This is a genomic window from Shewanella sp. Isolate11 (assembly GCF_022398315.1).
GTDB lineage: Bacteria > Pseudomonadota > Gammaproteobacteria > Enterobacterales > Shewanellaceae > Shewanella.
Genome location: NZ_JAKEVF010000009.1, coordinates 44186 through 67985 on the forward strand (window position 1 = coordinate 44186; position 23800 = coordinate 67985).

Below are 23800 nucleotides of genomic sequence, written 5' to 3' on the forward strand. Positions count from 1 at the left end.
CATCATTCCTAACGGGCTATTGATTCCAACTCGCTTCAATCACGGCTTGCAGTTGTTCCAGGCTCACCCCCAGCTGTTTCGCCTGCGCGATCAGAGCATTAGCTTGGGGTGAGATAAGTTCGGCACTAGAGATTTTTTCAGAGGGTGCTTGTTCAGCAACTCGAGTAGGCTGACCTCGGCGACGTTCTAACCAACCTTGCTCAACCAGTTGTTGGATCGCACGAGATACTGTCATGGGATTAACCGCCAGATGCTCGGCAATCTGCCTTACCGAAGGCAAAACTTGTTGAGGTTGTAGCTGACCACCCACAATTAAACGCACTATCTGTTGGTTCAATTGTCGATAAATTGGATCGCCACTACTGGGGTTGACATTAAGTTGTTCTAGCATTAGCCTTTAGTCACTGTATTAATACATTGATACACCGATACAGTACTAAATTAACATAGATACAGTAAATTTCAACTAAGGAATCGGTATCATGCTTCAAGGAAAGGTTATGCCCACGGCAAATAATGTCAGGCCGATCATTAGGCTCAAATATGTTGCCTACACTTTGCTGCCGTTAATCGCCGCATTGTTACTCTTCTCGCAGCCCACTTTGGCCAGCACAGAAAACAGCGCCAATGATGATAGCTGTTATGTGGACGGCTTATCGGATCGTCTGCACTGCGGTTATGTCACCGTGCCAGAAAATTATGCCAAGCCCGATGGTAAACAGATCCGAGTGCATTACGCCGTATTGCCCGCGATTAAACCCAGCTTCACTAAAGAAGCCTTACTCGCAATAGCCGGTGGCCCAGGTCAATCGGCCATCGAGAACGCCGCCAGCTTCGACCATATTTTTACTAAGGTGCGTCAGCAAAGAGATATCTTGCTGATCGACCAACGTGGCACAGGCCAATCAAATTTATTGCAATGCGACAATGATGCTGCCGTAGAAGCTATTCTGTCCATCAATGAAAATAATGTTGATATTCAAGCGGAAACCCAAAAGTGTCTCGATGGCATCGATGCCGATGTGACTCAATATGGTAGCGAAATCGCACTCAAAGATTTTGAAGCCGTCAGAAGCCATCTGGGGTATCAAAAACTGCACGTCTACGGTATCTCTTACGGCACCCGCATGGCGCAGCTATATATGCGTCATTACCCACAAGTGCTGGCCACTGTGACCTTAGATGGAGTGGTGCCTATGCAGCAAAGTGTGTTGCATATAGGTGATGCCATCGACAGAGCCATCGACTTGTTATGGCAAGACTGTAACGACAATAGCCTGTGCCGCCAGCAATTTGGTGAGCTTAAACAACAGTTTGAGCAAGTCAATCAGCAGCTACAGAATGGCCCTATCATCAGCCAGACGCGCGACCCGCTGACCAATGAGCCAACTCAGTTGACCATGACACAGGCTAAATTTATGGGCGCTATTCGCATGGCGCTTTACTCGACGAATGTCCGGGCCTTGATCCCTCACGCTATTCATCAGGCTGCGGAAGGTAATTTTCAGGCGATTATGGGCTTATATGCCTTAACGGTTAATAGCACAGGTATCGCCATGGGTATGCACTCGTCCGTTGTTTGTGGTGAAGATTGGCAACGTTTAAGCGAACAACAAGTTCAACAGGCACAGCAAAGTTATTTTGCTCGTGAGATGCTCAAGAGCTTCGACATCACATGCCCTATCTGGAACATGCCCGTCGTCGATAGCAAGCAGTTTTCAGCGGCCATCGACAGTGATATTCCCACCTTAGTGTTATCGGGACAGATAGATCCGGCAACGCCGCCGAGTTGGGGCGAGCTTGCCATGGAAAAGCTGTCTAACGCTAAGCACTTTATCGCTCCCTATGCGACCCACGGCGTGGCTTATCAATCTTGTGGTAATGAGCTTATCGCCCAGCTGGTCAATAGCTCGAGTGTCGAACAGCTTTCTGAGACCTGTTTGAGTAACGATGTCAGCCGTAACTTTTATCTCAACGCTAATACTGTTGAGCAGATAGCCAAACCATCCGATGCCGACAACCAGAGCAGCACAACGCAAGGAGCGACCCATGATTAAAGTATCTAACCTATCGAAACGCATAGGTGACGTGCAGGCGCTTAATGACCTGAGTTTTGAAGCATTAGATGGCCAGATCACCGGATTGCTCGGCCCTAATGGTGCAGGTAAAACCACTTGTTTACGCACAGTATTTGGCCTGCTAAAACCCGATAACGGTATTGCCGAAATCGATAATATCGATGTGGCCAAAGATCCGGTCAAAGCCAAGCAGCAATTGGGGCTATTCCCCGATCCATTTGGCCTCTATGAGCGTCTGACACCAAGAGAATATATTAGCTACTTTGCCGAACTCAATGGCCTTTCTCGTCAAGACGCTAAAACCGCCGCCGCTAATGTGCTCGGTAAGCTACACATGAACGATATTGCCGATCGCCGCTGCAAAGGCTTCTCTCAAGGCCAGCGAATGAAAACCGCTTTGGCACAAGCCATAGTCCACGAACCGACCAATATTATTCTCGATGAGCCGACACGAGGGCTGGATGTCATGAGCACCCGAGTGCTTCGAGATCTACTGAAAGATCTTAAAGCTGCCGGACACTGCGTGTTGTTTTCCAGTCATGTCATGCAAGAGGTCGCCGCCCTGTGCGATCGAGTCATCGTCATGGCAGAGGGTCGAGTGGTCGCCGTTGGCAGCCCAGATGAGCTATGCCAACAAACGGGTAAAGCATCACTGGAAGATGCCTTTATTGAACTTATCGGTACCGACGAGGGAATCGCAGCATGATTAACACCATAATTGCCATGGTCAGAAAAGAGCTGACCGACGCCGCCCGTGATAAACGTTCTGTCATGGCGGGACTGTATTACGCCATTGGTGCGCCCTTGATGATGTGCGCCATGTTTATGCTACTGATTGGCCAGATCACCAGTCCTGAAGCACTGAATATCACTATTAAACATGCTGAACGCGCACCGGATCTGGTGAAGTTTCTAGCCAGCAATGAGATAAGCCAAGGCGATAAAGCCGAGCGTAAAGATATCACTTTAATCATCAGCGATGATTACGCTGCCAACATGGCCAAAAGCCTGCCAGCAGAAATCACCTTAGTCGCCGACAACTCTAACGAAAAGTTGCAATCTTCAATTCGCCGCTTAGAAAAAAGCCTGCAGCGCTATAGTGCTGAAATGGGCAGCCTAAGGCTCATCGCTCGCGGGATCGACCCCAAAGTGGTGCAGCCTGTTAAGGTAAATGTTGAAGATCAAGCCACTTCAGATTCTAAGGGCGGCATGATCCTCGGTGTCGCCATATTTATGATGGTGTATGCGGTATTTATCTCAGGGATGAACTTAGCGATTGATACCAGTGCTGGCGAACGTGAACGAAACTCCTTAGCCCTGCTTCTGAGCCACCCAGTATCGAGCCGCGATATTGTGATTGCCAAAATCGCCGCCGTCACCATCTTCGCCATGATAGGTTTGCTGTTGACCTTAGTGATTTCCAAGCTTGCCTATGGCTTCGTACCTTGGCAGGAACTGGGCTTTAGCGTCAACATTACCCCAGATTTCATCATTCTTATGTTAGCGGTCGGTTTGCCCATCGCGTTAATGGCTGCGGCACTGCAACTGTTCGTCTCTTTTATGGCGAAATCTTTTAAAGAGGCGCAGTCCTACCTGACCATAGTGTTAATCGTGCCTATGATGTTATCGATGGCGGCGAGTTATAACATCGCCCCAGAAACCTTACAGTGGCTACCGGTTTCAGGTCAGATGCAGGCACTCATCGCTTACATCAAGGGACAAGAGTTTCCTGCAGCGCAACTAGCTATATCCAGTGTCGCAACCTTAGTCATTGCCATAGGTTTAGCCCTGGGTATGCAGCGCTCACTGAAGAGTGAAAAGATTGTTTTTGGACTGTAATTCACATGGCCTCCGATCATTAGAGGCCTATTTTTATAGGAGCAAAAAATAATGGATAAGAATGTACTGATCACCATCATGATGATCACTTTTATTATCGGCACTACCGCAACAGAGATGCTGAAACATTATATGAGGGCAAAGCGAACTCATTCATCCCAGGCTGACGATGAGCTCAAGCAATTACGGCAACAAAATCAGCACTTAGAGAAGCGGGTGCAAGTGCTAGAAAAAATTGTCACCGAAAATAGCTATGAGCTTAATCAGCAGCTAAAATCTCTTTAACCTGAACTCGGAATAACAAGTGTCGGAAAATCTAAATTTAACAAGCTAATTCAATGCCATAACGGGTTAGCTCGAAAAGGAAAGTCTATTTTCTGACTGAATGCGCAGATTTTTGGGCATATCGAGGCGCTCTGCTTATCCAGAGCTCAGGTTCTTTAGGTTAACCACAAATTCGGCAAGCAAATTCAGTATGCATAGATGTTTTAGACAAATTAAAAAATACCACAAGCTGCTTATCATATTGGCGTTAACTCAGCTATCGGCTTGCTCGCATCTGCTGTGCCAAGCACAAACCGATAGGGCACCAGATCCTCAGCAGCAAGATGCTGAAAATCGGCGCTGCATCGCTCAGATGGAAAAAAACATAGCCGATGATAAACGCCAACAACAGCGGGAAAACCAAGCACTATTACAAGCATCGATGGACAAGCACCTCAAACAAAAAAGCTAGCCCTATCGGCTAGCTTTGTCACTCACGTTCAAACCTCTGCCCAGGTAATACCAATCAGTCTAACCATAGCGAGCAATAGTTAGACTAAGCAACGCAGAGAGGCACGAAAAGATGCCCATTAAGCGATGCTGCTTATCCCTAACTCAGATTATTTAGCTTTGGGCCTAAACGGTTTTATTACCGCGTCATCACATTCTAAAAATGGGCCATCCATTAAGTCGATACAGTAAGGAATAGCAGGGAATACCGCGTCTAAACATTCACGGATTGATTTAGGCTTGCCAGGTAAATTCACAATTAAGCTATCGCCACGCAGCCCTGCTGTTTGGCGTGATAGGATTGCCGTAGGCACAAACTTTAATGATTCAGCGCGCATCAGCTCGCCAAACCCAGGCATCATGCGGTCGCACACCGCTTCGGTCGCTTCAGGAGTCACATCGCGCTTTGCTGGCCCAGTTCCGCCTGTCGTCACAATCAGGCTACAATCTTGCTCGTCTGCCATCTTGATCAGTGTCGCTTCAATCACATCTTGCTCGTCGGGAATCACCTCATAAACCGGCTGCCATTCAGACGTCAGATACTCATTTAATACGTCAATAATGGCCTTACCCGAAATATCTTCATACACTCCAGCGCTAGCGCGGTCGCTGACGGTCACAATGCCAATTTTAGCTTTTGCCATTCCTATGATCCTTTTATCTAACGTCATTATCTACTTAAACAATTGCGCCTAAAGTAACATAATTCTTGGCAAAAATTGCACCTCTTATCGGCAAATTGCAACATGGCGCAGAGGGTAAGTTTTATCTAGAGGGAATCAAGTAAAGGGAAAGGTACAGGACTAAACAGATATCAATCATCACAAAGATATTGACCCTGCTGATAACAGACTAAGCGGTTACGACCATCAGCTTTAGCCTTATACACAGCCTCGTCGGCTAATAGCAGTAAATGAGCAAAATCGGCGTTATCTATGTTCGCTACCACTAGGCCAAAACTTCCTGTCACTTCCACTCCTAGAGGTTTTAATTGCTGTAATTTTTGCCGAATTAACTCTGCCTTAGCGCGAGCCTGATACAGCCCCAACTCCATCATCACCACAAAGGCTTCTCCGCCTAAACGGGCCACCATGTCCTCTTTTCTAAAGCTTTGCTGCAGTAAACGCCCAACTTGCTGCAATATAACATCACCGACCTGATGCCCATTAAATTCATTGATCTGTTTAAAATAATCCAGATCGATCATCAATAATGACAGCTCACCATGATGACGTACCATGTTCGCCAGACTCTGCGAGGCTCGCTCGGCCAAGAAATGACGATTATACAAGCCGGTCAATTGATCATGAAATGCCATATATTTAAGCTGCTGTTGATGTTGTTTTAACTGGATATGGGTCGATACCCGCGCTCGAACGACAGCGGGCGATATAGGTTTAGAAATACAATCCGCCGCGCCTAAGGCTAAGCCTTTCTGCTCGGCTTCACTGTTATTGGTGCTAATGAGAATAATAGGAATATCGCTGGTTTCTGGGCTAGCTTTTAATTGACGGCAGAGCCGATAAGGATCAAGTTTAGAGGTGAGCATATTGAGCAAAATCAGATCGGGTTGCTGCTTTGCCGCTAACAGGCAGGACTCACCGTTATCGGCGGCCCACACTTGATATTGATCTTGTAGGCACTGCTCCATGTTCAAGACGTTTGTTTTAACGTCATCCACAACCAGCACCACAGAGAGTTTATTCATGCTTTCCTCTCAGGCCTGCATATCAACCTAATAAACAACACAACCCAAGTGGATAGCGCTACTACTTTAAAAGTGTAGCAGAGATGGCGGCAGTTACAGGCAGATAGACTTTCGATGAAAAGTAGGCTGGCGATTTAAGATGAAGCGACAAAAAATATGCTGAATAGCTCACTTTCTTACACTGATTAATATCAGAACAAAATGGCGGCAGATATTGCCGCCATGAAACCCGTCTCGATAGCAATAACCCTATGGGGCTATTTCGCTTTTAAGTCTTTACGTTCAGAAGTGTAAATATCCCACATTTTGGCTTCACCCGCTTCTTGCCAAGTGGCGACCCCGACTAAACGATGTTCACGGCCAGAGACTTGTTGTGGAATGTGGTTCTTACTGTAATAAACCTCTTCCTTAATCGCATCGGCAGGAAAACCTTGCGACAGGGCTAACTGACGAATATAGGCCACCCGACGCTTAGCCAGTGCCGAGTTATAATGCTCAGTGCCCTCTTCACTAGTGTCACCCACCAGATATAACACTGGCGATTGGCGCTTGGCTAAGTTAGCAATGATGCCTTTCCATTTGGCATCTTCCTCCGGACTCAGTTTGTCTTTATCGAAGCCAAACATCACAACCCTAAAGTCTTCCTTGAGGGTCACTGTGGGGCTAGGACATCCATCGTTACTGATCACTAAGCCCTTATTCGTTGAGGCACAATTGTCACGGGCATCGATCACACCATCGACATCACTATCTTGCAAGGCGCGCGTTTGTGGCACGACTTCGAAAGGCTCGGCGGTTTCCGCACACCCCTGTAACAAGAATAAAGCACACAGAATTAATTGGATCTGTAGCAGGCGCATATTACTTATCCTCCGTCCAAGCTTCAGGCGTGTCGACCCTAAACGATTCCATTAAATGCCCGGTAGCATTAATCAGGCGATAGGCTGCGATGTTGTAATTATAATGGGCTGTGATGTAATGCTTACGCGCGGCAAACACCTCAATTTTGGCATCGAGTACATCAAGCAGTGATCTTCGTCCTAACTCGAACTGACGAGAATATCCCTTCTCAGCCTGAACCGCTTGGTCAACATTTTCCCGATAATAGCCGCGTTGCTCTCCAATAAACTCATAGGCGTTCCAAGCAAGACGCACGCCCTCTTCCACCTGCTTCTGGGTGTTTTGACGAATCGAAAGCGCCTGCTGATAACGCCAAGATGCCGCTTCGATTCTATCTATGGTTGAACCGCCATTAAACAAGTTGTAACTGAGCATCAACATGGCACGCGCATCTTCATCTGGGCCTTCTATTCCCCCTATGTTGTCGTTTTTATTCGCTTGTAACTCGATAGATAGCTTGGGCCAAAAATCACTCTTCTCTCTATCATGTTGGGCATTAGCCGCTTGAGTATCTTGAATTGCCGCCTCGATTTCGGGGTGATTCTCTACCGCTAATCGCAATGCATCGGGTAAATTTTTCGGTACAAAATCAAAGTCAGGTTGCGGATCATGCAGGTCTTTTGGTAACTGCCCCACCAGATCATAATAGTTAGCCTGCTTATCCATTTGATTATGTCGCGCCGATAAATATCCCGACTGGCTGGTCGCTAAACGCGCCTTAACCTGAGCCACGTCGGAGGCGCTGCTCAAACCTTTATTCATCCGCGACTCGATGTTTTTTAGTACTTCTTGATGCTCTTCAATATTGCGCTCGGATAACTCAACAATTTTATTGGCCATAGACAGTTCGAGGTAGACTCGGCTCACCTCTAAGCTCAGGTTTTCAGCATCAGACAGCAATCCGAAGCGTTCGGCTTCCTTCTCAAAATCCAGCCTATCGATCTCTGAGGTGGTACGAAAACCATCGAATAATAGCTGCGATACACTGAGGCCAATCTCGGTTCGATCAAGCTCAGAATCGATCCGTTGACCACTGTTATAACGCACATTTTCATAGCCTATGCCGCCATAGAGTTTAACTTGAGGCAGATAGTCCCCCACTGCAGCACGTTTATAACGTACCGCTGCCTCGAAGCTGGCATATTTCTGTAAAATCGTCGGATGATGATTAATGGCTTCAGCCACCGACTCTTCGAGTGTCAGTGCATGTGCTGAGGCTGATAATGTTAGTATTGGAATGAGTATCAGTCGTCGCATAATATCCTTGCCTTATGGTTCCCGTAACGCATTGGCTCTAGCGCGTAACAATGGCTTAAGCCAGTAATTTAAAACTGTTTTTTCTCCGGTGAGAATGTCCGTACTCGCCTGCATCCCCGATATAATCGGCCAGCCGTTAAGTACGTTTTCCTCAGTCTTAACATGAGCTTCAAAATAGGTCGTTCCATCATCTAACTGTTGTGCATCTGGGCTGACGTAAATCACTTCCCCTTTTAAACCGCCATAAATTACAAAATCATAGGCGGTAAATTTAACTGTCGCCTTTAAACCTTTGTGCACAAAGGCAATATCTTTAGGTGCGATACGGGTTTCGACAATCAAAGCCCCGTCTTGTGGCACGATTCCCATAATGGTCATGCCCGGCTCAACCACGGCACCTATCGAACGCACAACAATATTGGTGACATTGCCATTAATCGGCGAGACGATTTTCGTTCTTGCCAAGCGGTCGGCTAAGGTTTTCATACTCTCGGTTAAGGCATTGAGTTTATTAATCACCTCATTACGCTCGGCCTCGGCGCGGCTGAGAAAATCTAACGCCACAGTAAGATATTCAGCTTCCGTCTGACTCTGCGCCGCTTTGAGCTGACGCCCATTCGCTTGAGACGCCGATAAGTCGCCCTTGAGACGAATTTCATCACGTTCGAGTTTGAGTAGTTCCAACTCGGCAACGGCTCCATCTCGCACTGCACCTCGCGTCATCTTTATCTCTTGCTGTACTAGCGCCAAGCCGCTCAACTGCGCTTCAATAGTGATGTTCACCTCTTCAATCGCTTGCGCTTTTTGTTCAATACCTTGTGCCGACTGTTCTAATTGCGAAGACAGTTGCGATAACCGTGAGCGGAATATCGCCAGCGAATGTGAACTGCTTGCTATGTCGTTATCACTGATTTTTTGCGGGGTAATTTTGACCTTGTCTTGCCAATAACCCGCGGTGTCATCAACAACCACACTGGCAATCTCAGCATCGAGTCGCGCCTTCTGTCGCTTCAGCGCAGCCGCCTGAGAACTTGCTTCATCGAATGCCGAGGCGAAGCGTAATTCATCCAAAACCAATAAGGGTTCTCCAGCCTTAACCGATTGCCCCTCGTTCACTAAGACTTGCTTTAAGATACCGCCATCGAGACTCTGAATTTGTTGTACTGCAAGGGTTGGTACCACCATACCTTGTCCCACCACCACCTCTTCGAGCTTGGCAAATGATGCCCAAACTAAGCTGACCACAATTAATGCCGCCACCAGCAAGATTAATTGATTGGCGCGCTTCGCTCCTTCTAGGTGCTTGATATGCAAACGGCCGCTCATTTCGCCTCTCCTTTTTGACGAACATTAACCGCCTTAATTCGGCTCTTACCTCGCTGACGCATCTCATCCGGAATTTGCTCATGGATGATACGGCCTTTATCTATCACCAAAATCCGATCGCACAGGGCCAATAATTTAGGATTATGGGAAGCTATCACCATAGAAGTGTCGGTAATTTGCGATAAGCAGGCGATGATCTGATTTTCAGAACGCTCATCCATAGCGCTGGTTGGCTCATCTAATAACATTAATTTCGGCTGACGCAATAACACTCGACCTAAGGCAATCGCCTGACGCTGGCCACCCGAGAGCTGTCGTCCAAATTCGCCCACCTGACTGTCTAGGCCACTACCGAGTCGGTCCATCAATTTGTCGATGCCAGAACTTACAATGATATTCGCCAGCAAGGTTTCATCGACTCGAGTGAGTCCAAACAACAAGTTGTCTAATACGGTTCCATAAATTAACGCAGGTTGCTGCGACATCCAGCCAACATTGGCTCGAATATCGCCAATCGACCACTGTCTTGCCTCTAGGCGATTATAAAATAACTGACCACTGCTCAGCTGATACTGCCCAGCCATAATGGCCAACAAACTCGACTTACCGGCGCCTGCGGGACCAAGCAGGCCTATTTTTTCACCGGGTTCGATATTGAGATTGACCTCGGTAAAGGCTGGTAGGGAGTGGTCCGGATAATTAAAGCTAGCGTTGCGCAGAGAAACCGCACCATTAAAGCCGACCGAGTTACTCGATTGATGGGCTTTTTGCTGCTCTTGTGGCAGCTCAAGGATTGAATTAACCGCAGTGATTGCCGACTGGGTTTGTTTAAACTTAAGCAGCAGCATTGAAATCTGGTTAATGGCATTGGCCGCACGGCCACTTAACATCACGATGGCAATCAATCCCCCCATACTGAGATTTCCTGCATGGATCTGATACACACCGGTAATAATTAACCCTATGGTGACCAGTTGCTGACTGTTCATCACGCTATGGCTCAGGGTATTGGAGGCAATGCGAGATTCATTCTGCCAATCGGCCAGACTACTGACGGTATCATCCCAAATACGCTGCGCCTTGGCCTCGCCATTATTCTGTTTTGTCTCGACCAGCAGGTTCAGGGTTTCAATAAGATGCGCTTGGCGCTGAGTCGATAGCTGCGAAGTATGTTCTATGGTTGCCATCAGCTTTTTTTGCATCACAAAGCTAATGATAAACAACAGCAACATACAGACTATAGGCACCAACACCATATAGCCGCCCAGCCAAGAAATTAATGCTAAAAACAGTAAGGTAAAGGGTAAATCCACTGCGGTCACTAAAGTTGCAGAGGTAATAAAATCGCGAATGCTGTCAAACTCTTGTAGCTGCTTGGCAAAGGCGCCTGCCGAAGCCGGACGGTTTTCTAAACGCATACCTAGCACTTTGGCAAACAAGATATTAGACATGCGAATATCCACCTGTTTACCGGCAACATCAGCTAATCGAGTCCGCGCCTGTTTTAATAGCCAGTCAAAGATAATCGCTAAACTTGCCCCTGTAGCCAGCACCCACAAGGTATCTATGGCTTGATTGGGCACCACGCGATCATACACATTCATGGTAAATAGCGGTGTCACCAAGGCGAGAATATTAATGGCTAACGAGCCCAATAAAAAGCTGCCATAGAAAGGTTTTACCTCGTCGAATGCCGCCAACAACCAATGACGTTTTACACTGAAATGATGCTCTTCGCTGCGGGCGTCGGTCACCATGTGTCGCTTAACATGCCAGCTATCTTGGTAAAAGTTAGCCTTGAATTCAGCCTCAGAAATTTCAGCTTGTTGCCCCTCGGCATCCAGCAGTTGTAAGCGCCCCAGCGGGTCCTTGCTAAGCAAACCCGGTTGGTGCTGCTTGGAAATCACGATTGCCGGAAGAGCCAACTTATTTAGCGGTAGCTTTTGCTCCACCGCCTCGATACCAACATTGTTGCAGGCTTGCACCAAATCCATTGTAGATAAACGGCCATCGCTAACCACGATATGCTTGAGCAAGGTCGGCTTGGAAAAGGTTAGTCCTAATTGCAGACACAAGGCCTCAATCACATTGACTAATGCATCTTGAGTTGGATTAATCATGGCTGCAGACTCACTAAGGCCATTTCATCATCGAGTCGGGCAAGCAAGTCATTGGCCGAAGCAGAATACTCCATATTTTGATCTAAGCTCGTGCTCAGGTAATCAGCCTCTGTGCTTTGAATGAAGCTTTGCTTTATTGCTAAAGACAGTTCACTCTCGCTCGATTCATACTTGGCCTCGAGCAATGCTTCCTGCTTAAGCTCTTCATCTAAGGCTTGACCGCCTTGCAAGGTATATGGCAATGGGCTTACTTGGGTTTCCGTTATCGGCACACTCATCGCAGACACAGGTGACGGAGCCGCTAAATCGACAGTCACAGTAATGGTTTCTACCGCGCCTTCGGCAGTTTCCCCTGCAAGTACCGCTGTCGGTTCGAGAGTTAAAGTAAACACATCGCCATCTTCGGCACCGACAACCGTAATAAACTCAACCCGCTCGAGAGACACAACCCAAGCATCGCTGGTCTGTACGCCTTCAGACAAACTCATATCATCTGGGACGCCATAAATGGTCAGCTGTCCACTTTCGTTGAAGGCTGGATTTTGCAACGCCAAGCCTAAATTTAACGCCACATTGTTAACATCATTGGCGGTAACATCGGCCACTTGCGTCCATACTGGTGCATCCACTTGCGGTGAAATCTCAACTTCAAAATTAACCACGGTTGCATCGCTGAAGTCAGACTCCAATCCGCCAAGCACCCTTGCAACATCTAAAGAAGTTAGTTCCAACTGCACATCTAATGTGCCGAAGGCTAAATCACCGGGATACAGTTCAAACTGAGTCAAGGAGCTTAACGCCGTCAGGGTGGCATAGTAGTTGTCGTTCACATCATCGTATTTAAAGGAGATAAATTGATTGCCTATCTTCACCCCTTCTAAACCGACCAAGGCCGAGGCATCATCTGAAGTCACGACGACTCGCATAGTGATCAACTCAGAACCATCAACTTCCTTAAGTGCGGTATCTAAATCTATGGTGATCACTTCATCTTCGACACTGGAATACAGGCTCTCTGGAGGGGTGATCAAGTCGACACCATCGGCAACGGGCGATACACCTACAAGGATATCTGTACTACTCGTTACAAAATCATCTGTGCCAAGCTCTTGAGTAATAGCCTGAATTGAAAGTGGAATATCACCACTAAAATCGCTCGGCGGTAAAAAGACTAAACCGGCTAATTGCTCCGACGTTACCGACCAAGCATAGGTTGGTGAACCGTTAAAATTACCGCCATCGGCACCCACATTTGGTAACTGAATCAGATCTGTACCATCTTGGTAATATAAAACTGAGCCACTTGGCACACCACGAATAGTGAGATAAATCTCTTCAGAGCCATCTTGGTCTATCAGACCAAGGCTCGATGCATCAAGGGCTGAGAGGTCGATCAGCGTATCTTCCTGCCCTTTAACTATGATCTGCTCACTCGGCGTTTCGGCGGCATCGGTAACTGGAGTCACTTCTATCGTAAAGGTATTGTCGAAACTCGCTTGATCGGTGACATCAGAGCCATTAATGGTCGCAGTATCGATACTGGTTGCAGCGAAAAGCAGCCTAAAATCACCGCTCAAATGTAACGGCGGCACAAATTCGAGCAGTAATAAGGAGTTATTTAGCTCATCCATTGTGGTGCCAGAAAACGCCCAAGTATCGGTCGAGCCGGCTTGTAATGTCCACAGACCTAAACTGTCACTCAAACTGCCGCCATCGAGCAAGGTCAGGGTCACAGGCAAAGCACCGTCACCCAGTAAAATCTGCTCTGAACCACCTGTTGTCGGGGTCATATGCGGGTCTTCAAACACTAATCGAAGCCCCAATGGAATTGGGCCATCTTCTAACATGGTTTGATTCACCACATCGAGACTAACGCCATCGGCAACGGGTAGAATCTCAATATCAATAATTTGCGTATCATCGATGATGGTATCGCCACTGATGGGATCTGTGGCGATAATACGAATAGGAATGCTGAACTCGCCGGCAAAATCTTCATTGATGTTATGTAACTGCAAACTGCCGAGTGAATCAGTGGTAAATAGATACTCGATGATATTTTCACCGCTTTCATCATAAATCGCTTGAACATCACTGCCTGTAAAATAACCGCCTTGAGGCAAATCCGCAGTCAATACTCTAAAACTCACCACATCGTTTGGATCTGTGGTGATACTCAAGTTGAGGTGGCCACTGAAATCTATCGTCGTGTCTTCGATGCCGTCGACTGTAGTCAGCTGCAGCATGTCGACCACAGTGGCATTACTGGCAGGAGCATCCTGATCGAATTGCACATAGAAACTCGTTTCTATGATGGCAGGGTCATCTCTATCCAACACTCGCCCTTCGACGTTTATCAGCGCTGGACCTGTCGCGACTTCACTCTGAATCGTCACCCCAGCCAGCACATCGAGAGCATATTCCTGTACCGTGTCACTGGTGATGCCCGCCACGGGTATCAACCAACGCCCCTCGCCGTCATTAATCGCACCATTGGGATGTGACACATACCAGCCATCGCCACTGGGCACAGTAATCACTATGTAGTCGAGTACCTCTGAGCCATCGATATCCCCTTCGAAAAACAACACTTGCCCGGTTAGATCAATCGGTGAACCATCGCTGCTGACTAATATCTCAGCTTCACTCTGCAAATTGGTGGTGAGGTTCACTACAGCATCAACGACCACAGTGAGTTGAGTTAATTCATAACTCTGCACTTCGACGCCCGATTCTGAGGTATCAGCAATTCGATAACTGGCCTTAAAATCAAATGAGCCATCGGCATCCAGAGGCGGTACAACGGCTAAACGACCAGAGTTGAGTAAATCATCTATGGTCGGGCTACTGCCATCGAGCAGATCCAACACCGATAAGCCGTCCTCAGGGATAAAAATTTGCGAGCCATCCATGGTTAGAATAAAGCCCTGCGGATCCTGATAGAGAATGATCAGATCTGTGATGGTTTCACTGCCATCGAGATCAGCATCCAGTATCGGGGTAAAATCTACTGGAATGGCTCTGTTCTCAAAACCATAACTGGTGGTTTCCAGCGTCGTGGGACCGGTATCGATAACCGGATCAATATCGATATTGACGGTTAACTCAAAGGCCGCAGTGTCACCATCTAACTCTGTACTTTGAGCAAAAATGCTAAAACTGACAATACCACTAAAATCTTCGATAGCCTGAATACTAAGAGTGGAAAGCGAAGCCGCTGACACGCCATACAAAGGCAATCCGTTATCGAAGCCCACTACGGGTAAGTTAACGGGGTTCCCTAAAGAATCGACAAAAATCACCCCTTCGGGTAGGCCGGAAAGACGCAAATCTAACGCCTCTGAACCATCATCATCGGAAGTTACAATGGTGAAATCTAACGGGATCAGGTTATCTTCGGCAAAAGGATTAACATTCGAGATAACACCAGTAGCATTATCAATTGTCCATACATTGGGGTCGCCATCGATAATAGGCGCATCATTTGCAACCCCAGTCAATGAAACGCTGACAAAATCGACATCGCTGTAATTCGGATTTGGATTAGTGGTGTCATCAGCAGGATCAATACCATCCTGGGCGGTATCGAGAGAAAAGCTTCGCACCGCAATCGAGAAATCACCAAAATTAGCTGAACTGACATCATCTGCAGGAATTAATTGTGCAACACCACTGTCAACTTCAGACGCTAATACCGTCCATACATTGCCATTACTGGCCGCCGAAGGTGAATCAATAGACCAGCCGTCAGGTAGAGTTAGCTCAAAATTTAAAATTTCAGAACCCGAATTATCGGTTAATTTCCCTGAGATAATCGCATTGAGTAAAATGGGTGCATCTTCAACACTATGAATATTTTTGGTGGTTAGCGTGGGCACATCGGCTATTGGCGTGACATCGATAGTCACGGTTTCAATGCTACTTAATGCCGTATCATTATTGTCACTTTCAGTGGATTTAGCTTGAACGGTAAAAGTAAATTGCCCCGCTAAATTGTCGCCTGCCGTGGCTATCAAGTTATCCAAATCGACCTGGCTGATCGTCATGCCATCACTGATCGTCCGCCCAGCCGTAGTCAAAGTTAATCCGGCGCTAATGCTATCTATGATATATGAAACCGTTTCAGAGCCACGATCGTCTATACCAGCTTGGTCCCCTGAAGTGGCATTAAGCTGCATATTAACGCTGCCGCCATCTTCATCAACCGTGTAGAGAAATTCACTATCTGTATCCCACTCTGGCGTATCTGCTACCGATTCAACCGAGACAGGTAAGGTCGTGGTTAAAGGGGTTTTGCCGGTAATATTGACCGTAATAATAAACTCAACGCTGTCCGTGGCGTCTGAGCTATTTGAATAAGGAAGAAAACTTAAAGTGCCATTCGGCGTCGCAACTCGAGTAACGGGATCTTCACTCAAGCCGCCATTAAGCAGGGACAAAATATAATTACCATCGGCGTCTTTCGGTACTTCCACCGCGTTCAATATCAACAGGCCCCCCTGTAAAGCCGCCGAATCGAACACGATACTGGTGATTAACTCATTCGCATCCACATCTCCCGGCGTCGCCTCAAGATCGATGCCTGTTAGCGTGTCTTCAACAAAGTCGGTAGGAGACACTCGAACAGAGCCGGCTTGGTCTTTGGCAATCAACGTCAGTGTATCTGTCGCCACATCGCCATCAGCATCGGTGACCTCTAACAGCACATCTTCGCTATAACTCAAGTCGTTATAGGCAAATACTAAGGTGGTCACCGTCGCTAAACCATTTTCATCGACCACCAGCTCACCATATTTAACCGCGGCAGGATTTGCATCGGTATAAAGCTCAATCACCGAACCAACAGCATAAGAAGTGCCTTTATAGATCACGTTGGTGACTGAAGCGCCATCGGCACCTTGCTGAGCCTGCGAGAACATCTGCACGTTATATGAATCATTATCACCTTCAAAAAACTCTAAGGTTTTAGCCGTGTCCTCAGGCACATCATCGTTGACGGTTACTGTCACCATTTGGGATGCCGATTTATCATTATCGGCGTCTATAGCATAAACTTCGAATTGTAAATCTAAGCTGTTTTCGCCATTGGCATCGGCATGGTCCAGTGCATGGTATTGTCGATATTCCACCTGACCATTGGCGCTAAATCGGATTTGAAAAACAGTTTCGTTGTCGCCAGCACGAGTTGCGACATACCAACCGTTACCATCGGCGGTGGTATTTAAACTAATCAGCTGCCCCGCACTGTAATAGGTGCCGAAGCTAAAACTGTCGGTTAAGGCAACTTCAACAACCGAGTCACTGCCTTCTACCAATGAAAATAATTGCGATGTGGAAATCGGATTCGTCGTGGTTAGATTACCTTCATTAATATTTAGTTGCAGCGGTGTAGCTAGCTTAGCGTTGTCGCCATCATAGATGGTCACGGCCAACTCGGCCGATGAAATCGTATTGTCACTATCGGTAATGTTAACCGCCACATTTAAGGTATCGAGTAAATCTGCACTGCCCAAATGATCGATAGGGCCTAACATTTCAAACGTCACCGCTACCGTGCCAGCGGTTTCAGGGGTAATCTCGATATCGGTTGGCAAGCTGATACTGAATACTCGTAGGCCATCAGCAGTCACAGCCTCAAGCACCGCACCTTCATCTTTAATTTGCCAATATAGCGGCTCACCATTTTGAGTTAAGGCGGTGCCGGAGCTATTTTGCACCTCACTGCCATCGACCATATTAAAGGCTATATCGATGACGCTATCTTTGGTCGCAGTAACATTAAACTCGCCAGCGTCTACAGTGTTATAAGCGGTAATCGAAGGATCTTCGCTGACCGTCAAACTAACATTATCAATACTTGCCGCATCACCATCCGCCACAATTACGGTTAAAGTAGCGGGTGAAACATCACCATCACGGTCGGCAGTAAATATGTTGAAATCAAAACTATCAGTGCCGATTTGATCGAAAGCTTGGTACAAAGTGAAATCATAGTTTTGACTGAGGCTGTCACTATCTGGGCTCCAGGTATCGCTAAGCTCAATAACAAACACAGGATCAGCTTCATCGCCAAGATGGGCGATTAATATTAATCCACCAGCACTTAAGCTGTATTGAATCGGCACACCACTGGCAGTCAATTCTGGCTGGGAAGCAGCGGGAGAAAATGCCACCGCGACGACGGCATCACTGCCGACTTGCAAGTCAAAACTGCCACTTTGAGTTAAAGGCGTTCCAGCAAGCGCATTTTCTTCAAAACTTAACGAAGTGATATTCACTAGCTGAGGATCATTACCATCGCTAATTGCCCAGCTCAGAACGCCTTGATCGATTTGGGTGCCATCTAAATCTTCTGCGGTGATATAAGTGTCGATATTCAACACATCTGTTCGCAAATGATCTAACGGCTCAAATTGAGTGAAGGTTGCGGTTACACTCAAATCATCACCGACATTGGTTGCCGATAACTCGATAGTAAATACAGTGACAGGAGTCGATTCATTAGTGGTTGCCGTTAACGTTTTACCATCACTGGATAGGCTATAAACCAAGGCATTCCCATGACTGGTTAAGGCTTGGTTACGCACTAAATATGGCGTTAGCACAGAAAAGCTTACGCTATCGGCCACCAGCGTATCTGAGCCCGCGACAATGCTAAATACCTGCTGAGTGACTTGAGCCGCTTGATCGATATCAGCTTCTTGAAAAGAAACCACCACATCGCTCATTGCCCCCTGAACACCATCGACAACGGTAAACACGGCATTGGCAGTATCGATACTGCCATCAGAATCCAGCACGCTATACACCAGAGTCATCTCTTGCAGCTGGTTGTTATCGAGATTGTCAGCCACCTCAAAACTCCAACTACCATTAGCTTGAATAGTGATGGTGCCTTGGGCGGTAACTATGATTGCTGGCGCTCCAGCAGCAACCGAATAATCCGTGCCATTATAGTTGATTGAAGTGACCGTTAACGGCCCTTCAATGGTGTAATCATTACCCAGTAATGAACCATTGGCCGTCGTGTCTTCGACTAGGGTGGCGCTATCGTCGAACGCAAACGCGCGAGTATCCATGAAATTCAATACCGCATAGGTAATGATCTCCTCAGTAGTACCATCACTGTCAGTTTGCAAACCACTTAAACGAATGTAACTCAGTACATTGGTCTGATTACGTTCATCTAACGGTTGAAATAGTGTCACCGTCAGCTCAGTTGCGGCTAAACTCGCCGTCATGACGATTTCACTGTCACCATCACGAGTCAAAGTGAAAGATAATCCATCGGCAGCGACGTCTATGCTTAGGTCTTGCCCCTCGGAAGTCAAAGCCAATAAACGATTCTGCTCAGCGGTCAATGTCAACACAGCATCGGCGATCTCGACCGGAATGGTCACACTAGTACTGTCCATTGCATTCAATACTAATTCGTACAAAGAGGCGATTTCGGGCACAAATAAGGTTGGCATAACATCGCTGGCGCTATTACCTGAAGCATCGACAACCACCACTTCCATGCTCCAGCCTAAATTGCGATCTAAACCACTCACATCAAGCCCAGTAAATTGCCAACTGCCATCGGTGGCAACCACACTAGTAAAGGTCTTGGTAGTAATGCCATCTGTGATGGTGAGATCGACACTTTGACCTTCCTCAACCCCGGTCGTTACCCCGCTGAGGCTATCTTGCACACCGTACATAAACAGACCGGCATCGAAACCATCCACTCCCGTGTCAATATCTATGCTGACTTGTGTATCCAAAATGGTGGTATTCGTTGCAACAGCAGGGTTACCGGCTAGATCTGAAGAACTGGCTTGCAGTAATAACTCACCATCGGCCAAGGTCGATAAGTCAACATTCTCAATTTGCCACAGGCCATCTACAACGACGGTATTAAGGATGATAAATAGGCCATTTATATCGGTTACCGTCACCTCCACGGGGCGACCATCTTCAATATTGGTTACTGTACCGGTAAGGGTCTCCGCAGTTGATTCTGCGGTGCTGATTAAGCCATCGGCATCGACAATCTCAATGGTAATACTGGCTAAACTATCTTTATTAACCACCACGGAAGCATCGACAAGGTTACCCGCCACATCACTACTGCTGGCGACAAAAGTTAAGTCGCCATCACTCAAGCTGGAAATATCGGCACCATTGATCTGCCAAGCACCTGCGCTCACAGTGGTGGTAAAGCTTAATTGCTGGTCATTAATGTCTGTTACTGTGATAGTGACACTTTGGCCCTCTTCGATATCGGTAACCGTACCCGTGAGATCCAATATGACCATCTCGGCCGCGTTAATCACGCTATCGGCACCGGCATTCACTTCTATGGTGATAGAAGCCAGAATATCGACCAATATGGTATCGGTTGCACTGGCGCTGTTGCCCGCAAGGTCACTGACGTTTGCGGTGGCGGTTAAACTGCCATCGGCAAAGCCACTGAGATCGAGTTCAGTTAACTGCCATGCTCCGGCAGCAATCACAGCCGAATAATCGAGACTGTTGCCGGAGCCATCACTTAGGGTGACAGTAACGGTCTGGCCATCTTCGATATTGCTCACTGTGCCACGTACCGTTACCGCTTGCTGCTCTAGGCTATTGATCACGTCATCGTTATCAATAATTTCTATAGTGACCGAAGCAAGCGTATCTTTAACGACGCTGTTGCTACCGCTGGCAATATTGCCCTCAAAATCTGAAGTCACCGCGGTGAGAGTCAACTCGCCTTCGGCCAAAGAGGACAAATCCACTCCGTTAAGCACCCAAGCTCCATTTAAGATCACGCTAGTGAAGGTGAGGCTATTGCTATCGACATCGGTCACGGTTACCTCAACTGGGCGACCATCTTCTACGCTGATCACTTGGCCAGCAAGGACTGCCAAGCCAACTTCATTTTGATTCAATACACCATCGTTATCGACCGCCTCGATGGTAATTTCCGCCAGAGTTTCTTTATAGGCATTATCGATTGCACTAACGATATTACCGGCAATATCGCTGGCATTAACTTCGAAGGTTAACGGCCCGTCGGCGAGAATCGACAAATCTTGGTCAACTAAACTCCAGCCGCTACCGACAACCCTAGTCACTAAACTTATCTGCAGACCATTAATATCAGTAACGATTACAATGATGGTTTGGCCATCTTCGATATCGGTAACCGTGCCAGATAGATCTACCTGCGAACTTTCGCTGCCATTAAGCACGGTATCTGTACCCGTTTCTACCGCGATGGTAATTGCAGCCAGAATATCGACTGCTATGGTGTCTGAGGCTGTGGCAGAGTTACCTGCCAAATCGGTAACATCTACAGTGGCTGTTAAACTGCCATCTTCAAAGCCAGTCAAATCCACATTTGTTAATTGCCAGGCTCCTCCTGCCACTATCGCAGTGTAGGTTTGACTATTGCCACTGCCGTCACTAAGCAGGATATTGACCGTCTGACCATCTTCAATATTATTAACCGTACCGCGAACCGTCACCGCTTGCTGCTCTAGGGCGTTGATGACTGCATCATTATCGACAATTTCAACTGAAATACTGGCGAGACTGTCTTTGTTAACCACCACAGTGGCATCGACAAGGTTGCCAGCTACATCACTGCTGCTAGCGACAAAACTCAAGTCGCCATCGCTCAAACTGGAAATATCGGCATCATTGATCTGCCAAGCACCAGCCACCACAGTAGTGGAAAAGCTTAATTGCTGGTCATTAATATCAGTCACTGTGATAGTGACACCTTGACCCTCTTCGATATCGGTAACCGTACCTGAGAGATCTAGCATGACCATCTCGGCCGCGTTGATCACGCTATCAGAACCTGCGTTCACTTCTATGGTAATTTCAGCCAAAATATCGACCAATATGCTATCGGTTGCACTGGCGCTGTTGCCCGCAAGATCGCTGACGTTTGCCGTGGCGGTTAAACTGCCATCGGCAAAGCCGCTGAGATCGACATCAGTTAACTGCCATTCCCCCGCAGTAATCACAGCCGAATAATCACGACTATTGCCGGTTCCATCACTTAGGGTGACAGTAACAACCTGGCCATCTTCAATATTGCTCACTGTGCCACGCATCGTTACCGCTTGCTGCTCTAGACTATTTATCACACTGTCGTTATCGACTATTTCGATAGTCACCGAGGCAAGGGTATCTTTAACGACAACATTACTGGCTATCGCGGTATTACCAGCAATATCTGAAGTCTCCGCAGTTAGAGTCAACTCCCCTTCGGCTAACAATGACAGATCGACATTATCGAGTTGCCATGCACCATTGATGATTTCACTGCTAAACGTCAATGTGGTTCCATCAACATCGGTAACCGTGACCGCAATCCCACGACCGTCTTCGACGTTATCGACAACACCAGCTAAAACAGATTTGCTAACCTCTTGCTGATTTAATACCCCGTCATTATCAACCGCAGCAATGGTTATCCTTGCTTGGCTATCTTTGTCGACGGTATAAATAGCTTCTGTGATGTTTCCGGCGATGTCTTGCGACGATACAGAAAAATCTAACGGGCCATCGGCAAGACTTGAAAGATCTTGATCTGCTAGCAACCATCCACCGTTAACCACTTCGGTGACTAACACCAATTGCAGACCATTAATATCCGTTGCTGTTACAGTCACCGTTTGGCCATCTTCGATATTTTCTACCACACCAGACAAATCGACCACGGGTGTTTCTTGTGCGTTTATGACGTTGTCACCACCAGAATCAACCCCAATTGTGATCTGCGCCAAGGTATCTTTAATACTGGTATCCAAACCATCGTTAACTTCGCCGGGATAGGTAATCGCAGTGATGGTGGCGCTAAGGTCGCCCTCGGCAAAAGATTGGAAATCAACATCGGTTAACTGCCATTGTTGATCCTGAGCAACCACCTCAAATGCTTGTTGCTGGCCCTCACTGTCAGTAATGATTAACTCTAAAATCTGACCATCGCCGGCGCCAATAGCCTGCCCCTTCAGAGTGACGCTAGGCGCTTCATATTGATTAATGTAACCATCAATATCGATAAATTCGACAGTGAGAGTGATTGGAATAAAGGTGTCTTGAGCAATAGCATTAAAGCTATTGTTATCATCGTCGTCACGCAAATCTCCCTGCGTCTCAAATCCCGAATTGGCTATCACACTGGGGTTTTGGGACTGCACCACCTGGAATATAAAATTAAGACCTTCGGGCTGATCGTAAGCCGAGTCAGATTCATTACTGCGATTACGACCATTATCAGCTGCTGCCGCTTCTTCAGTGAGTGGTAAATTACTGCTGACATTAGCGGGAATTGCAATTTCATTACCATTGATAACGATGGAAAACTCACCATTATCATCGGAGATAATCTGCTCTAAGGTGAGTGAATAGATAGGTACATTGGCTTGCAATTGATCAGGCGAAACCACCACCCAATTTCCATCGACGGTGACAGCCCAATAGACGGCTTCGAGTTCTATGTAATAAACCACTGGAGCACTTAGAGTCGGCATCTGAAAATTTCCTTATCACTTCAGCCACTACAAACGTTTGGTAATAAACACTTAGACTTACAGCAATATTGGCTTTTATCTCTGCATTTGACAACCCACACAGACCAAATAAACTAATAGAGCAACACAAAAAAGGTCAATCATATTGGCATAAAAAACAAGTAGATATTTTATGTAGAGACTTAATCTTTAACCTAAATCGGCTATAGAGCAAACAAATAGATCAAAAATCATTCAATCAGATCTGTATAGATAACTTTCTACCCATTAAGGAGGAACTGC

At 47.0% G+C, this 23800-nt stretch carries 13 protein-coding genes; 5 read left to right on the forward strand and 8 right to left on the reverse strand.

Going from position 1 to position 23800, the window contains the following annotated elements; genetic code table 11:
• Nucleotides 1-16: 16 nt before the first annotated feature.
• Nucleotides 17-391 carry a GntR family transcriptional regulator gene (locus tag L1D21_RS15935; RefSeq protein ID WP_239846258.1) on the reverse strand — a complete coding sequence of 125 codons (375 nt, stop codon included), beginning with the start codon at nucleotides 389-391 and terminating at the stop codon, nucleotides 17-19.
• A gap of 109 nt (nucleotides 392-500) precedes the next feature.
• Here L1D21_RS15935 and L1D21_RS15940 point away from each other — a divergent pair, with 109 nt between their 5' ends.
• From L1D21_RS15940 to L1D21_RS15960, 5 genes are all read left to right on the forward strand, one after another.
• The gene (locus tag L1D21_RS15940) at nucleotides 501-2057 is read left to right on the forward strand and encodes an alpha/beta hydrolase (protein ID WP_239846259.1); all 1557 of its coding nucleotides are present in this window, start codon (nucleotides 501-503) and stop codon (nucleotides 2055-2057) included.
• The gene (locus L1D21_RS15945; RefSeq protein ID WP_239846260.1) at nucleotides 2050-2784 is read left to right on the forward strand and encodes an ATP-binding cassette domain-containing protein; all 735 of its coding nucleotides are present in this window, start codon (nucleotides 2050-2052) and stop codon (nucleotides 2782-2784) included. Before L1D21_RS15940 ends, L1D21_RS15945 begins: the two co-directional genes overlap by 8 nt.
• The gene (locus tag L1D21_RS15950) at nucleotides 2784-3917 is read left to right on the forward strand and encodes an ABC transporter permease (RefSeq protein ID WP_239846285.1); all 1134 of its coding nucleotides are present in this window, start codon (nucleotides 2784-2786) and stop codon (nucleotides 3915-3917) included. The genes L1D21_RS15945 and L1D21_RS15950 overlap by 1 nt, the downstream gene beginning before the upstream one ends.
• 51 nt (nucleotides 3918-3968) lie before the next feature.
• Nucleotides 3969-4202 (forward strand): hypothetical protein, encoded by a 234-nt coding sequence (locus tag L1D21_RS15955; RefSeq protein ID WP_239846261.1) that lies wholly within the window; start codon nucleotides 3969-3971, stop codon nucleotides 4200-4202.
• A 190-nt stretch (nucleotides 4203-4392) separates the two neighbouring features.
• Nucleotides 4393-4653: a hypothetical protein gene (locus tag L1D21_RS15960; RefSeq protein WP_239846262.1), complete on the forward strand. Its 261-nt coding sequence runs from the start codon at nucleotides 4393-4395 to the stop codon at nucleotides 4651-4653.
• A 148-nt stretch (nucleotides 4654-4801) separates the two neighbouring features.
• Here L1D21_RS15960 and mog read toward each other — a convergent pair whose 3' ends face one another.
• The 7 genes from mog to L1D21_RS15995 form a co-directional block, all read right to left on the reverse strand.
• Nucleotides 4802-5335: a molybdopterin adenylyltransferase gene (mog, locus tag L1D21_RS15965; RefSeq protein ID WP_239846263.1), complete on the reverse strand. Its 534-nt coding sequence runs from the start codon at nucleotides 5333-5335 to the stop codon at nucleotides 4802-4804.
• A 170-nt stretch (nucleotides 5336-5505) separates the two neighbouring features.
• The gene (locus L1D21_RS15970; RefSeq protein ID WP_239846264.1) at nucleotides 5506-6399 is read right to left on the reverse strand and encodes a diguanylate cyclase; all 894 of its coding nucleotides are present in this window, start codon (nucleotides 6397-6399) and stop codon (nucleotides 5506-5508) included.
• Nucleotides 6400-6656: 257 nt separating this feature from the next.
• Complete coding sequence (locus L1D21_RS15975) at nucleotides 6657-7259, reverse strand: hypothetical protein (protein WP_239846265.1); 603 nt, start codon at nucleotides 7257-7259, stop codon at nucleotides 6657-6659.
• A 1-nt stretch (nucleotide 7260) separates the two neighbouring features.
• Complete coding sequence (locus L1D21_RS15980; protein WP_239846266.1) at nucleotides 7261-8556, reverse strand: TolC family outer membrane protein; 1296 nt, start codon at nucleotides 8554-8556, stop codon at nucleotides 7261-7263.
• A 12-nt stretch (nucleotides 8557-8568) separates the two neighbouring features.
• The gene (locus L1D21_RS15985; RefSeq protein ID WP_239846267.1) at nucleotides 8569-9882 is read right to left on the reverse strand and encodes an HlyD family type I secretion periplasmic adaptor subunit; all 1314 of its coding nucleotides are present in this window, start codon (nucleotides 9880-9882) and stop codon (nucleotides 8569-8571) included.
• Nucleotides 9879-12002: a type I secretion system permease/ATPase gene (locus L1D21_RS15990; RefSeq protein WP_239846268.1), complete on the reverse strand. Its 2124-nt coding sequence runs from the start codon at nucleotides 12000-12002 to the stop codon at nucleotides 9879-9881. Before L1D21_RS15990 ends, L1D21_RS15985 begins: the two co-directional genes overlap by 4 nt.
• Nucleotides 11999-23518, reverse strand: a complete 11520-nt coding sequence (locus L1D21_RS15995; RefSeq protein ID WP_239846269.1) for an Ig-like domain-containing protein — start codon at nucleotides 23516-23518, stop codon at nucleotides 11999-12001. The genes L1D21_RS15990 and L1D21_RS15995 overlap by 4 nt, the downstream gene beginning before the upstream one ends.
• Nucleotides 23519-23800: the final 282 nt, after the last annotated feature.

Bases quoted from the DNA above. Each gene is read 5' to 3' on its own strand.
- L1D21_RS15995 (WP_239846269.1), bottom strand. From the start codon at position 23,518: ATGCCGACTCTAAGTGCTCCAGTGGTTTATTACATAGAACTCGAAGCC.
- L1D21_RS15980 (WP_239846266.1), bottom strand. From the start codon at position 8,556: ATGCGACGACTGATACTCATTCCAATACTAACATTATCAGCCTCAGCA.
- L1D21_RS15975 (WP_239846265.1), bottom strand. From the start codon at position 7,259: ATGCGCCTGCTACAGATCCAATTAATTCTGTGTGCTTTATTCTTGTTA.
- mog (WP_239846263.1), bottom strand. From the start codon at position 5,335: ATGGCAAAAGCTAAAATTGGCATTGTGACCGTCAGCGACCGCGCTAGC.
- L1D21_RS15935 (WP_239846258.1), bottom strand. From the start codon at position 391: ATGCTAGAACAACTTAATGTCAACCCCAGTAGTGGCGATCCAATTTAT.
- L1D21_RS15960 (WP_239846262.1), top strand. From the start codon at position 4,393: ATGCATAGATGTTTTAGACAAATTAAAAAATACCACAAGCTGCTTATC.
- L1D21_RS15955 (WP_239846261.1), top strand. From the start codon at position 3,969: ATGGATAAGAATGTACTGATCACCATCATGATGATCACTTTTATTATC.
- L1D21_RS15990 (WP_239846268.1), bottom strand. From the start codon at position 12,002: ATGATTAATCCAACTCAAGATGCATTAGTCAATGTGATTGAGGCCTTG.
- L1D21_RS15970 (WP_239846264.1), bottom strand. From the start codon at position 6,399: ATGAATAAACTCTCTGTGGTGCTGGTTGTGGATGACGTTAAAACAAAC.
- L1D21_RS15945 (WP_239846260.1), top strand. From the start codon at position 2,050: ATGATTAAAGTATCTAACCTATCGAAACGCATAGGTGACGTGCAGGCG.
- L1D21_RS15985 (WP_239846267.1), bottom strand. From the start codon at position 9,882: ATGAGCGGCCGTTTGCATATCAAGCACCTAGAAGGAGCGAAGCGCGCC.
- L1D21_RS15940 (WP_239846259.1), top strand. From the start codon at position 501: ATGCCCACGGCAAATAATGTCAGGCCGATCATTAGGCTCAAATATGTT.